Origin of the sequence: Holdemania sp. Marseille-P2844, assembly GCF_900120005.1 — a bacterium.
GTDB lineage: Bacteria > Bacillota_I > Bacilli_A > Erysipelotrichales > Erysipelotrichaceae > Holdemania.
In genome coordinates this window covers 157968-171153 of record NZ_LT635450.1, presented here as the reverse complement: position 1 = coordinate 171153, position 13186 = coordinate 157968, and the positions used below count along the sequence as shown (strand labels likewise).

Below are 13186 nucleotides of genomic sequence, written 5' to 3'. Positions count from 1 at the left end.
ATACCATAATTCACAAAGCGAGAAAATGCCGGCTTGCTGGAAGATCATGAAAAGCTGCGCTTCCCGAAAGTCTGCGAATGTCAAAGCAGGAATACTGCAGGTATGGAAAACGAGGCGGATGCAGCGTTTGGATAGAAATAGGATTTTCAAGGAGGATCCTCGAACAGAGAGGATGAAAGGCTCAAAGTTATCGCAAAAGCGGTGAAGTTGTTGGAAGAAGGCTGTATTTTTCCGCTATTTGAGCTACAATAAGGGACGTCTAGGAGGGTGGATATGAGAGAAACATTAATACAGCTGCGGCAGGTGATGGAACAGAAACATGTGGATATCGTGCTGATTCCGTCGTCTGATTTTCACGGCAGCGAATACATCGGCGATTATTTCAAGGCCCGGGCGTGGATGTCGGGCTTTACCGGTTCGGCGGGGACATTGGTCGTCACGCGCGATCAGGCGGGATTGTGGACTGACGGCCGTTACTTTATTCAGGCGGAACGGCAGCTGGCCGGTTCGGGGATTACTTTATATAAGATGGGGCAGGAAGGCGTGATCGACTTCCCGCAGTTCATCGAGCAGGAAATGCCGCAGGGCGGCTGTCTGGCCTTCGACGGACGGATGGTCAGCGGGGCGCTGGGCAGCCAGCTGGAAGCAATGCTGGCAAGGAAGCAGGCACAGATTTTAAGCACGGAGGATCTTGTGGATTTGATCTGGAAGGACCGGCCGGGCTTATCAGAAGCGAAGGCGGTCTTGTTAGAAGAACGTTACAGCGGCCGGACGACGGCGCAGAAGCTGGATGAAATCCGTGCGGTCATGCGCAAGGAAGGCGCTGAGGCGCTGTTGATCTCGACGCTCGATGATCTGGCGTGGCTGTTCAATCTGCGCGGCGACGATGTGCTGTACAATCCGGTTGTTTTGGCGTATGGCTGCGTGACACTGGAGCAGGCCGTGCTGTATCTGGATCCGCGCAAGCTGTCGGAATCCGACCGGCAGGCGTTGTTCGATCTGAATATTGAAATCAAGGATTACGATACATTCCTTGGAGACGTTGCGGCGCTACCGGCGCAAACGGTCTGGGCTGATCCGCAGAAGCTCAATTACGCGATCCTCCGCGCGATTCCCCGGCACTGCCGGCGGATTGAGAAAACCAATCCGATTGTCTTAAGAAAAGCGATCAAGAATGAAACGGAGATTGAAAACCTGCGGCGTTCGCATCTCAAGGACGGCGTCGCGGTGACAAAGCTGATGTACTGGCTGAAAACCCGTGTCGGCAAAGAAGCGATGAGCGAATGCTCAATTCAAACGAAGCTGCATGAGCTGCGCGCCGAGCAGGAAGGCTTCATCGAGGAAAGCTTCGGCACGATCTGCGCCTATAAGGCCAACGCAGCGATGATGCATTACAGCGCTGATCCGCAGCACGAGGTGCCGGTCGCGGCGGAGGGTTTGCTTTTGATCGACTCGGGCGGTCAGTATTGGGAAGGCACGACGGATATCACCCGGACGTTTGCGCTGGGGCCATGTTCGCCGGAAATCAAAAAGGTCTATACAACGGTGCTGCAGGGGATGCTGAACCTGTCGGAAGCGCGGTTTCTGTATGGCTGCAGCGGAATCAATCTGGACATCCTTGCCCGCGGACCCGTGTGGCAGCTGAATCTGGATTATCAGTGCGGTACCGGTCATGGCGTCGGATATCTGTTGAACGTGCATGAAGGCCCGCATGGAATCCGCTGGAAGAAGACGGCGGCGCTGAATGAAATGGAACGGCTGGAAGCGGGAATGGTGGTCACCGATGAACCGGGCGTTTACATCGAAGGAAAATTTGGCATCCGGATTGAAAACGAGCTGATCGTCCGCTGCGGCGAGAAGAACTTCTATGGTCAGTTTATGGAATTTGAAACGACAACCTTGGCACCGATCGATCTGGACGCGGTTGACCCGCAGGTTCTGACGCCGGCTGCCCGTGAGGCACTGAACCGCTATCATCTGCGCGTTCGCGAGGCTTTAACGCCGTATCTTAATGAGGAGGAAGCGCAATGGCTGAAAACCGCAACCCGGTCGATTTAAGGGAGCAGTCTGTCAGTCCCCGTCCGATCCGAATGGTTTGTCTGGATCTGGATGGAACGTTATTCAATGGAAAAAAGGAAGTCGGCTCGCTGAGCCGCCAGCAGATCCAGCGTTGTCTGGATCAGGGCGTGGAAGTGGCCGTGGTGTCCGGCCGGGCTTATCAGTTCGCCTACAAGACGGCGCAGATGATCGATCCGCGGTTATCGGTGATCGGCTTTGTCGGTGCTTACCGGTCCTTTCATGGTCAGGCTCAGGGGGAACCGATTCCCCGGGCGGCGCTTAACGAGGTGCTGACCCTGCTGAAACGTGAAGATTGTCCGGCGTTTATGAAACAGCTGAACACGATCTGGTGCAGTCACGACGTCCCGCTATCCGGCGATTATGTGGCCTATACCGCCGATCAGCCGCCGCAGCATCGGATTGTGGTGCATTCCAATCAGGATCTGCCCGCCATTGCGCGGCAGAATCCGGATCCGGTTTATAAACTGTTGATCCGGGCGCGCGGCCGGACGGAAGCGATCGCGCAGCAGCTGCGGCCGCTTTCCGGTATCCGGATCTTCATCTATCCATACGGCGATATCGAAGTGATCAGTGCCAAGGCGGACAAAGGTATCGCGATCCGCAAGGCAGCTGATCAGCTGGGGATCGACCCGGCTCAGATTCTGGGCATCGGCGACAGCGTCAACGACCTGCCGATGTTTGAAGGCTGTGGCCTGCGCGTGGCGATGGGCAATGCCGTCGAACCGGTAAAAGCACGCGCGGATTACATCACGCTGACCAACGACGAGGATGGGGTCGGCGAGGCCCTGCGGCAGCTGGTCCAATAAAATAGTGGAGAAAGAATACAGTTGTGCTGAACGCCAGCTGTATTTTTAATTAGAATGTTAACAATCAAGCGAGTATAATTATAGAATCAAAGATAAAGATCAGCGCTATATCAGTAAAATTGCAGCTTATCTTTTTACGTTCACACGGGTATGATGAATCAACAGGAAGGAAAAACAGAAATGAAAGTGGATCGTTTGGAATGTTTTGTGCATGTGGCCGAAACGTTGAATTTCTCTAAGAGCGCTCAGGCGCTGCATTGTTCGCAGCCCTCCATCAGCCGGGTTATTCATCTGCTGGAACAGGAGCTGGGATTTGAATTGTTTGAACGGGATCGCAATCAGGTCGCTTTGACGCCGGCCGGAGCGGTTTTCTATCCTCAGGCTCGGCAGCTTCTCCATCAATATCAGGCAGCCGTGGAGGAAGCGCGGAAGGCCCATCAGGCGATGCTGACATTAAAAGTCGGCGTGATCGGGTTTGCGGAAGCGCCGCTCATGAGGGCGTTGGAAAAATTGACACAGGCAATGCCGCAGGTGCGGCTGGATATGATTCCAGTCGATTTTACGCGCGGACTAAGCCAGGTTGAAAGCGGTGAAATCGACTGCTGCATGAACTGGCGCAAGGACGTCGATTCCCCATCGCTGGTCTATCGCGAGCTGTTTTGCGGAGAATTGAAGGCTTATCTTAATCTCCGCCATCCGTTGGCTTCGCAATCCAGCGTAACGTATGACGAACTGGCCGCATGGCCGCAGATCGTGTTTGCGCGCGGGCGGCAGAGCTGGCGGTACAGCGCTTATCTGGAAAAATTCAATCCCTCGCTGCGGGCTTCCATCGTCTTGACACCGGTTAAGGATGTACCCGCTTCCCGGCGGCTGCTGGAACTGAATCAGGGTGTCATTCTGGCGCCGGAAGGCGGTATCCTGGCAGACAGTCCGCTGATCAAAGCGGTGCCGATCCGCTCACAGACACCGGAAACCGTACATCTGGGATTAGTTTACCGCAAAGACGCGACCAATCCGGTATTGAAACAGCTGCTGCGTTATTTGAAATCATCATAAGCCTATTCGATACTCCTATCAGAAAAAGCATGACTTTCTTTTATAATGTGAATGTGTGGATTTACACAAACAGGAGGAAAGAAAGATGAAGAAAAACGGGATTTCAAGACGGGAATTCCTGAAGGGCAGCGCGGCGGGCGCCGTGTCGCTGGCAGCGCTGGGCTTGTTGAGCGCGTGTGGGGAATCGGCGGAGAAACAGCCGGCAGCGACGCCGACGGCCAATCCGGAAGCTACATCCGAAAACTGGCTGGGTCAGCAGCCGCAGATACAGGATAGCGACATTAAAGAAACATGGCAGACTGAAGTGCTGATCGTCGGCGCGGGCAACGGCGGCATGATGGCGGCGGTCAAAGCGGCGGATCTGGGACTGGACTTCCGGGTTGTCGAACAGAACAGCTTTGTCTGCGATACCCGCAACTGGTATGCGGCGGCGGATTCCGCAGACGCGTTAGCCGCAGGCAAGCCAATCGACCGGCAGCGCGCGATGACGGAGCTGTCGCGGTATGCTTCCGGAAAACTGGATCAGAGCGTCGTTCGGGTCTGGCTGGATGAATCTGCGGCCATGCACGATTATGTCAAGGCGATCATGGATTCCTATGGCTATGACTGCTACTTTGAAGCCGATACCGGCGAAGCAGAGGAAGGCACCGATTATTACCATGCTCCGACCCAGCATAATTACAATCCACGCCCAGACAGCGAGTGGGCGGATACGCCGCGGAACAAGTTGTTTGTGGATTACATCGAGAAAAAGGGCTATCATGTCGATTTTGAGCATGCATTGATCGAATTGATCAAAGAAAACGGCGCGGTGACCGGGGCAATCGTTCAGAACAGTGCTGGCGAATATATTAAAATCACCACGAGCAAAGGCGTGATTCTGGCGACCGGCGGATATGAAGGCAATCCGGATATGATGGAGGCGTTGTCTCCGCTGGCGGTATCCTGCACAACCGCAAGCAGCTATTTCGCGATGAATCATGGCGATGGAATCAAAGCGGGCTTGTGGGCCGGTGCGGATATGGACAAGGAATCCGCTCCGATGTTATTTGACCGCGGCGCAGTAGCGCCGGGCGTGAACGCCGGATATGTTGAAGCCTCTAACGGATCCAAGCAGTTCCCGGGCACGATCTATCAATGGAATCCGGGCACGCAGCCGTTTATGAAGGTCAATCGCGATGGCGTCCGCTTTGCCAATGAAGGCTGCCCGTACAACGATATCGTTTTCGCTGCGGCGAATCAGAAAGGCGGCGTATACTGCCAGGTCTATGATGGGGATTTCCAGTCAGACTGGCAGAAGTTTCATACGCTGGGCTGTTCCTCACTGACCCGGATTATGCCGGAGCGAATAGCGGAACAGATGGAGAAGTATGTCGAGGAAGGCATTATCATGAAAGCTGATACGCTGGACGAGCTGGCGGACAAGCTGGGTTTTGAAGGCGAAGCCAAGGTTCAGTTCTTAGCTCAGTGCGATCGCTACAACGCGATTTATGATCGAGGGGAAGACGATGAATTCTTTAAGTCAAGTCATTATCTTTCACAGCTGCGCAAAGCGCCGTTCTATGGTGTATGGCTGGGCGCCAGTCTGTTGTGCACCGGCGACGGTCTGAAGATCAACAATAAGATGCAGGTTCTGGATAAAGAGAAGAACGTCATTCCGGGCCTGTATGCGATCGGCAACGTTTCCGGTAGTTTCTTTGCGAACAACTATCCGGAACTGTTCCCGGGTCTGGCTTGCGGACGGACGCTGACCTTTGCCTTGAAAGCGGTCAACGTAATCGCGGGTGAAGACCAGATTTAAAGCTGATCGTATTCGAGAGTCAAGCACGGTTTCTCATTCAGAAATCGTGCTTTTTTAGAAATCTGGATAAGAATTGAAATAAGAAAATCCGTATGCTAATGCGTTATTTTTACAGGAGCGTGAGATCAGCGTTTCAATTTATGATTGTATGGAATAAAGAAGAAGTTCTTTTCAACATTGATCTTAAAGACCTGATCTTGATTATTCTTTTGAAAACTTGCGATAGGAAAAATATGAATTGAGTGATTGGTTTGATGATGGAAAAACTTCCATTTTCAGTAAAATTAATCCAACTATTCTTGACCGGAAGCAATGTGGAAACCGTAACGGTTAACGATTGAGAACATTGGACGTTTACATGCTAAATTAACAAGAATAACAGGATCCTTTTGATGTTTGCGGACCTATTTCCATTTGATGACGAATAACGCTTGTTATGTTTATTATATCGCATGTAGAATCGGATATTCGGCGTTAATCAAGGAATCATGCAGGAGAATGAATCAAAGGAGTAGAAAAATCTGTCGAAATCTGGTTAAATGAAATCAGAAAAATGAGGTGCTTTATGAAACTGATATCATGGAATGTTAACGGGTTACGAGCCTGTATCCAAAAAGGCTTTATGGATTTTTTTAACGAACAGGATGCAGATATTTTCGCGCTGCAGGAAACCAAGCTGCAGCCCCATCAGATCGAACTAGAATTGCCGGGTTATCATCAATACTGGCACAGTGCGGAAAGAAAAGGGTATTCGGGCACCGCGGTGTTCACAAAACAAAAGCCGCTGTCCGTGCGTTATGATTTTGACGAAGCGGAAGGGGAGCATCCGAAGGAAGGCCGTGTGATCACACTGGAATTTGAACAATTCTATTTTGTCACCGCCTATGTGCCGAACTCCAAGGAAGAACTGGCCCGTCTGGATTACCGGATGCAGTGGGAAGACGCGATGGCGCGGCATCTGGCAAAGCTGAACGAAATCAAGCCGGTTGTTTATACTGGAGACTTGAATGTGGCCGTGGAGGAGATCGATCTGAAGAATCCGAAGACGAATCATTTTAACCCGGGCTTCTCCGATCAGGAGCGCCAGAAGATGCGCGATCTGCTGGGCCTGGGGTTTGCGGATACGTTCAGAACCTTATACCCGGAAAAGGTTGAATACTCCTGGTGGTCCTATCGCTTCAATTCCCGCGCGAAGAACGTCGGGTGGCGGATCGACTATTTCATCGTTTCCCAGCGGCTGATGAATCAGGTGAAGGACAGTGTTATCTATGGGGATATCCTGGGTTCGGATCATTGTCCGGTCGGGGTTGAAATCGAATTTTAATGGACTTAATTCATGGAAGATAAAGACGGATCAAGCTGCTTTTAACGCAGCTTTTTGATTTCCTGTCCAAGCCGCAGTTAAGGGCTGAGAATCGTAAAGTGAGAATAAAAAAATGATCATCAGGAAATCGCATTCTGTTTGCGAAATCAGAAAAAACAGAGGAATTCTTATTGGAGAATCCTGTGGTAAAAAGTTCAGGGATCCGGGAAAACTTAAAAGAAGCCGCGGGTGTAGCGGATGAATTCTTCCATGATCGGCGTAACCGGTGCGTTCTTATGCGTAATGATCAGGAATTCATAATCCAGATCCAGATCCTCAATCGGCCGCTTCACGATTGAGGGCGGAAGCGGGATCGAATCGCTGCCGAAGAAGCTGACGCAGCGGGTGCTTTCGATCAGCTTGAAAATCAAGCCCATTTCCGCCGGGGAAAAGACCATCGTCGCCTTTAGTCCCTGTTTTTGACATATTTGTTCCATCCGGGCATTCAGAGCATTCTCGGTGTTTAAACCGATCAGCTTCTGACCGCGGAAGTCCGCCAGCGACAACACCGGCTTGGCGGCGAGCGGATGATCCTGACTTAACACAGCGAAGACGGGATGCCGGTAGTGATACTGGACTTGAACCATCGGCGCGTTATACAGCATCGTGCAGAAATAAATATCAATTTCGCTGGATTGCAGCGAGCGATTGTAGGAATCGTCCGGCGCGCTGTAAATCTGAAAATCGACCTCTGGATGCGCCATGATGAAACGGGTCAGAAAATCATCCGGAAAGTTGATTAACAGCCCCGTCGGATAGCCCAGCGACAGCGTCTGCGGACTTTCGTTTTTCATGGCCTGCAGATCGGCGATGATGTTGTCATGCATCTGTAAATAAGGAAAGGCCGACTGGCGCAGAGCTTCGCCATAACGGGTCAGCTGCAGTCCGGCCACGCCGCGGATAAACAGCGGCACGTCCAGTTCTTCCTCCAGCTTGTCGATCGTTTTACTTAACGCCTGCTGGGAAAGGTAAAGTTTTTTCGCGGCTTTGGAAAAGCTGCCCTCCTGGGCGGCGGTGATAAAACAATGCAGCTGTTTGGGATTCATGGCGTTTTCTCCTCTTCTTTGCTTCAGCTTATCATGACTTAACAGGGGATACAACTTTTAATTGTATCCCCTAACTTTTATCTGTTTGTCAATTCACAAACAAGCCTTTTATAATGAAGAAAGAAAAGACAAACAGGAGGGAAAGTATGTCAAATTCAAACAAGATCAAAGGCATCAGCCGCCGGGACTTCTTAAAGGGCACAGCGGCCGGAGCACTGGGCGTCGCGGCTGCGGGGCTGTTAGGGGGCTGCGCTTCCACCACGGAAAAACAGGAATGTCCGCCATGTGAATCAACGTCATCCGCATCTTCTGCAGGCTGGCCGGCAGTTGAAGCACTGGAACCGAAGGTTCCGATGGAAGGCGTCGTGGCCTTCGTGAAGGAGCCGATCGCGGATTCTGAAATTGTGAAGACTGAAAATGTCGATGTCGTGGTGTGCGGTATGGGCCCGGCCGGTTTCGCGGCGTCCATCGCCAGCGCGCAGCAGGGGTTAAAAACCGTCGTTCTGGAAAAAGGCCAGGTCGGCACGTACCGTTCAGCGACGATCGGCGGATTAACCGACCGGATTCATAAAAAATACGGCGTGGAGTTCGACACGAAGCAGTGGCTGGACGATGCGATGGTCAATTCCATGTTCTATGGCAATCAGGCGATCTATCAGCGGTGGATCGACACGCAGGAGGAAGCGATCAACTGGTTCCTCGATCTGTTCGGCCTGCCGGATGAGGATTTCAAGCTGACCTTTGCGGCCGGGGATTTCCCGGATTTCTACGAACCTTACGACATCACATCGCTGAGTCGTTCCTGGAACACGTCGATCAATATCCCGCTGGCTCCGGCGGAAATCGTCGAGCTGCTAACAAGCAAGGTCAAGGAAGCCGGCGCGGAAGTGCTGATGGAAACTCCGGCCTGCCAGCTGATTAAAGAAGATGGAAAAGTCGTCGGCGTGATCGCCAGGACGGCGGAAGGCTATGTGAAATATCTGTGCGCCAAAGGCGTTGTTCTGGCGACCGGCGGTTATGAATTTAACCCGACCAAGCTGAAGGAATGCTGCCGTCCGCGTGATCTGGCATTGAATCACTGGATGAACGGCACGGCATCCAACACTGGCGACGGTCATGAAATGGGCAAAGCGGTCGGCGCGATTGAGGACGAATATCCGCATCCGCTGATGCTTGATCCGGCGCAGCTGATGCCGTATCTGCGCGTCAATAAGCTGGGCAAGCGGTTTACGCCGGAATATGAACCGTACAATCATCTGGCGCTGGCGATGCAGAACCAGCCGGGCGCAATCAACTGGTATATTACCGACGGCGATGCCGCGGGCGCGATCGACAAGATGTGGACGCCGTCGTCTTCCTGCTATGGACCGAAGGAAGTCTGGGTCGGCGCGGCGACAAGCGAAAACGCGTTAAAAGCCGATACGCTGGAAGAACTGGCGGGCTTGATGGGCGTGCCCGCCGACGCGTTTGTCGAAACGATCAATCATTGGAACGCCATGTGCGAAGCCGGCGAGGATACCGATTTCCACATGCTTCCAAGCATGATGCATCCGATCAAAACTGCGCCGTTCTATGCGAATCTGGAAGGCGCCGCGGCGCTGTGCACCGCCGGCGGGTTGCAGATCACGCCGAATTCAGAAGTTCTGGATACGGAATTCAACGTCATCCCGGGTTTATACGCGATCGGCAATGTTTCCGGTTCGATGTTCCACGGAACCTATCCGCACAATCTGAACTGCATTTCTCACAGCCGCTGCATTACGTTCGGTTATAACGTCGCGAAGCTGTTGGCATCGAAATAAGAATTTATTTCTGACGGATGCGATCTATTCGCTCTGAGTTCTCTTCCTGTTTTGGTTTCAGGAATCGAACCCAGAGCTTTTTTTGTCGAAGTGATCAAAGCCGAGCTGGCGCGGAGTGAGCGGATTTCCTGATGCTTTGGCTGGTTTCTGTAATTTCCAAGGCAAGCTTGTGCCGAATTCCTTTCAAGTTTTTAACAATGCAGACTGCGCTCCGTTTTCAGCGTTTCATCTGATATAATAGAGATGAATTTCATCAACATAAGAAAACGAGAAGGATAAATAAGGAAAATGTCAAAGTGAGGAAGGAGTATCCGCAATGAGAAAGAAACTTATTCTGGTACTGGCTGCCGGCTTTTTATTCACCGGGTGTACGCCAAAACCAGCGTCGCCGGCGGCCGTACCGACCGCAAGTGCGGAAGCGGAGCGTCTGGCTGGAACGAAGCTGACCGACGAAACGATCAGCGCGATGTTCAAGCGGCTGAAAGAGGCTGAAATCTTCATTGACGAACAAGGCGAGGCCCAGCCGTTTGAGCTGTGGCGCAACGCGAACAATCTGGTCGTGCTGTATGTCGGCCAGCGCGATCATCCGCTGCTGATCTGGGATCCGGTCAACGATACCGCGGAGCTGAATTACACCTGTCAGGATGTGGTTTCCTTTCAGGAAGACGGCGTAACGAAGCAGGCTTATGTGGAGCTGATCTGCGATGGTTATCAGAGTACGTGCACGGCGGCGGTGACGACGTCCTCCAAGACGACGCGCTGGCCGGTCGACGCTCCCGATGAACAGGTGACTCCGGCCTTGGCCGAAGCAGTGCAGCAAGCGGCTCAGACGCATCAAACGGAAGTGGAAAAAAGCCGGGAACAGGCTGAAAAGGCCTTGTTTGAGCTGCGCACGGTGATTCTGAATACGCAGGATTACGAATACGCGCAGCTGAAACCCTACTCCCGGAACAGCGGCGGGTTTGCGAAGCAAGAGGATCCGCAGACGTATCAATTCTCTATCGGGGAGCTGAATCCGACGCTGTCCGGCGAGGAGATCGCGTTTTATTTCGCCGCGCTGACCGGCCAGGAATTCACCCGCCCCGATCAGCTTCAGGCCAATGAAACGCTGCTTCTGAATCTGATGGCGGCGTCGAAGACCTATCTTTGCGAAGGGGAACCCGATCAGCTGATCTGTCCGGCCAGCGGCATGGGCGGAGATCCACTTTTACTGAATCTGCCGGAAGCTGTCGCGGAGGAGTTGCTGGCAGTGGTGCGCATTGGGGATGTGAACGCAGTGTCAACCGCGCTCTTAGGCCGGACGCTGCCGCTGGCGACCTTTGAACACGAAGGGATTATTTACGATGCAGATACCGCTGAGGATTGTATTCTGATCCGCAGTGCCGCAGGAGCGCCGGAAATTGAAGCAGCGGCGGAACCGATAGCGATCGTGACGGAGCGACGGACGGAAGGCGAGCGCCAGATCGTCCGCTATGTCCGGGGCGAGGAGATTGAAAACACAAGTTTTATCCGGGATGAACAGGGCAACGAATACTATATTCCGGCGATTCGGGAAATGGCGCAGGATCCGGATTCTCCGCTGGTGATCTGGGAAATGGCTTGCGAACCGAATACCGATGCTTCCCAGCCTTGCCGCCTGATCTATCAAAAGCGAATTCAGTAACGATGAGAATGGGACAGGCGGGGCCAAGATTCAAGCGAAACGTTGGCGAACGCCGGGAAACGTGCTAAACTGAAAAGCAGTAAACAGGAGGAATAGAACACAATGGAGATTCAAGAACGGGTAAAAAGCTATGAAGAAGCGATGCTGAACGATCTGGCAACGCTGGTTTCGTATAATTCAGTCCAGGGCGAGCCGCAGCCGGACGCGCCGTTTGGCGAGGTGCCGGCAGCCTGTCTGGATAAAGCGCTGGAAATTGCGGAGGGTTATGGTTTTGCGGTCAAGAATGTCGATCATTATGCCGGCTACGCTGAAATCGGCGAGGGCGAACAGGTGATCGGCGTGCTGGCGCATCTGGACGTCGTACCGGCAGGCGAGGGCTGGAAGACCGATCCGTTTACGCTGACCCGCGACGGCGACCGGGTTTACGGCCGCGGTACCAGCGACGATAAGGGCGCGGTGGTCGCTTCGATGATCGCAATGAAAGTATTAAAGGATATGAACGTGCCGCTGACCAAGCGAATCCGGCTGATTCTGGGCACCAACGAAGAAACAGGATCAAAATGTCTGGCGCATTATGTGGAAAAAGAAGGGCATATCGACATGGGCTTTACGCCGGACGGCACGTTCCCGGGCGTGCATGGAGAAAAAGGCGCGCTGGGACTGGACTTTGAAAGCGTCCGCACACAGATCAAGGAAATCCGCGGGGGCGTGGCATCCAATGTCGTCTGCAACCACTGCACGATGATCGTTGACAGCGAAGCCGTATCGGAAGAAGCGCTGCGCCTAGCGCTGGAAAAACATCCGGTGACCTTTGAAATCAAACCGGAACAGGGCGATCTGATCGTCGACGTTTACGGAACGGCGGCGCATGCCAGCACTCCGAAGCTAGGCGTCAACGCGATCGGCGAACTGATGGCGGCTCTGGCGGAAGTGGGAATGCAGGATGATTTTGTTGAATTCTACAACCGCCGGATCGGTACGAGCTGCGATGGAGCGGGCTGTGATTGCCAGGTTGAGGATGAATATGGTCCGCTGACCTTCAGTAACGGTATCATTAAAGCGGAAAACGGCGTCATCCGCGGAACCATCGACATCCGGTTTCCGGTGACGATGAATTCCGGGCAGATCGCCAGCCGGATTGAAGTCGCGCTGGCCGGGGAAGCACAAGGAAAAATCACCGTCCGCAGCCGGACGGAACCGCTGTTCTTCCCGATCGATTCACCGCTGGTTTCGCGTCTGCTTCAGGCCTATCAGGAAGTCACCGGCGATCTGGAATCCAAGCCGATCACGATGGGCGGCGGCACCTATGCGAAGGGAATTCATAACTGCATCGCCTTCGGCTGTGAATTCATGGGCGAAGACTGCCATATTCACGACGCCAACGAGTTTGTGCGGATTGATTGTCTGCTTCAGCAGGCAGAGATCTACGTTCATGCCCTGATGAAGCTGCTGGAAGCATAAAACAAGATAAACCTTTTTGTATATTGATGAACCGGATTTGTTTTGAGAATCCGGTTTTTCTCTTTTGTCAGATCTTTTGCTCTTGAGTAAGGCGTCTTTGAGGATTGAT

At 52.9% G+C, this 13186-nt stretch carries 9 protein-coding genes; 8 read left to right on the top strand and 1 reads right to left on the bottom strand.

What is annotated here, in order from left to right:
* Positions 1 to 273: 273 nt before the first annotated feature.
* From BQ7364_RS05515 to BQ7364_RS05495, 5 genes are all read left to right on the top strand, one after another.
* The gene (locus BQ7364_RS05515; RefSeq protein ID WP_072683790.1) at positions 274 to 2058 is read left to right on the top strand and encodes an aminopeptidase P family protein; all 1785 of its coding nucleotides are present in this window, start codon (positions 274 to 276) and stop codon (positions 2056 to 2058) included.
* Positions 2028 to 2885, top strand: coding sequence for an HAD family hydrolase (locus BQ7364_RS05510; RefSeq protein ID WP_072683789.1), 858 nt, complete (start codon positions 2028 to 2030; stop codon positions 2883 to 2885). The genes BQ7364_RS05515 and BQ7364_RS05510 overlap by 31 nt, the downstream gene beginning before the upstream one ends.
* A 150-nt stretch (positions 2886 to 3035) precedes the next feature.
* Complete coding sequence (locus tag BQ7364_RS05505) at positions 3036 to 3941, top strand: LysR family transcriptional regulator (protein WP_083538448.1); 906 nt, start codon at positions 3036 to 3038, stop codon at positions 3939 to 3941.
* Positions 3942 to 4026: 85 nt separating this feature from the next.
* On the top strand, positions 4027 to 5742 hold the full coding sequence (locus BQ7364_RS05500; RefSeq protein ID WP_072683787.1) for an FAD-dependent oxidoreductase: 1716 nt from the start codon (positions 4027 to 4029) through the stop codon (positions 5740 to 5742).
* A 565-nt stretch (positions 5743 to 6307) separates the two neighbouring features.
* The gene (locus BQ7364_RS05495) at positions 6308 to 7066 is read left to right on the top strand and encodes an exodeoxyribonuclease III (RefSeq protein WP_072683786.1); all 759 of its coding nucleotides are present in this window, start codon (positions 6308 to 6310) and stop codon (positions 7064 to 7066) included.
* Positions 7067 to 7278: 212 nt separating this feature from the next.
* On the opposite strand, the gene BQ7364_RS05490 is transcribed toward BQ7364_RS05495, so the two are convergent.
* Positions 7279 to 8151, bottom strand: coding sequence for a LysR family transcriptional regulator (locus BQ7364_RS05490; RefSeq protein WP_072683785.1), 873 nt, complete (start codon positions 8149 to 8151; stop codon positions 7279 to 7281).
* A 146-nt stretch (positions 8152 to 8297) separates the two neighbouring features.
* Here BQ7364_RS05490 and BQ7364_RS05485 point away from each other — a divergent pair, with 146 nt between their 5' ends.
* The 3 genes from BQ7364_RS05485 to BQ7364_RS05475 all read left to right on the top strand — a co-directional run bounded on the left by BQ7364_RS05485 (position 8298) and on the right by BQ7364_RS05475 (position 13077).
* Positions 8298 to 9953 carry an FAD-dependent oxidoreductase gene (locus BQ7364_RS05485; protein ID WP_229100678.1) on the top strand — a complete coding sequence of 552 codons (1656 nt, stop codon included), beginning with the start codon at positions 8298 to 8300 and terminating at the stop codon, positions 9951 to 9953.
* A gap of 316 nt (positions 9954 to 10269) precedes the next feature.
* The gene (locus BQ7364_RS05480; RefSeq protein ID WP_072683783.1) at positions 10270 to 11616 is read left to right on the top strand and encodes a hypothetical protein; all 1347 of its coding nucleotides are present in this window, start codon (positions 10270 to 10272) and stop codon (positions 11614 to 11616) included.
* A gap of 102 nt (positions 11617 to 11718) precedes the next feature.
* Entirely contained in the window at positions 11719 to 13077 is a 1359-nt protein-coding gene (locus BQ7364_RS05475) for a Sapep family Mn(2+)-dependent dipeptidase (protein WP_083538447.1), read from the top strand.
* The last annotated feature ends 109 nt before the right edge of the window (positions 13078 to 13186 follow it).

Bases quoted from the DNA above. Each gene is read 5' to 3' on its own strand.
- BQ7364_RS05515 (WP_072683790.1), top strand. From the start codon at position 274: ATGAGAGAAACATTAATACAGCTGCGGCAGGTGATGGAACAGAAACAT.
- BQ7364_RS05510 (WP_072683789.1), top strand. From the start codon at position 2,028: ATGGCTGAAAACCGCAACCCGGTCGATTTAAGGGAGCAGTCTGTCAGT.
- BQ7364_RS05505 (WP_083538448.1), top strand. From the start codon at position 3,036: ATGATGAATCAACAGGAAGGAAAAACAGAAATGAAAGTGGATCGTTTG.
- BQ7364_RS05500 (WP_072683787.1), top strand. From the start codon at position 4,027: ATGAAGAAAAACGGGATTTCAAGACGGGAATTCCTGAAGGGCAGCGCG.
- BQ7364_RS05495 (WP_072683786.1), top strand. From the start codon at position 6,308: ATGAAACTGATATCATGGAATGTTAACGGGTTACGAGCCTGTATCCAA.
- BQ7364_RS05490 (WP_072683785.1), bottom strand. From the start codon at position 8,151: ATGAATCCCAAACAGCTGCATTGTTTTATCACCGCCGCCCAGGAGGGC.
- BQ7364_RS05485 (WP_229100678.1), top strand. From the start codon at position 8,298: ATGTCAAATTCAAACAAGATCAAAGGCATCAGCCGCCGGGACTTCTTA.
- BQ7364_RS05480 (WP_072683783.1), top strand. From the start codon at position 10,270: ATGAGAAAGAAACTTATTCTGGTACTGGCTGCCGGCTTTTTATTCACC.
- BQ7364_RS05475 (WP_083538447.1), top strand. From the start codon at position 11,719: ATGGAGATTCAAGAACGGGTAAAAAGCTATGAAGAAGCGATGCTGAAC.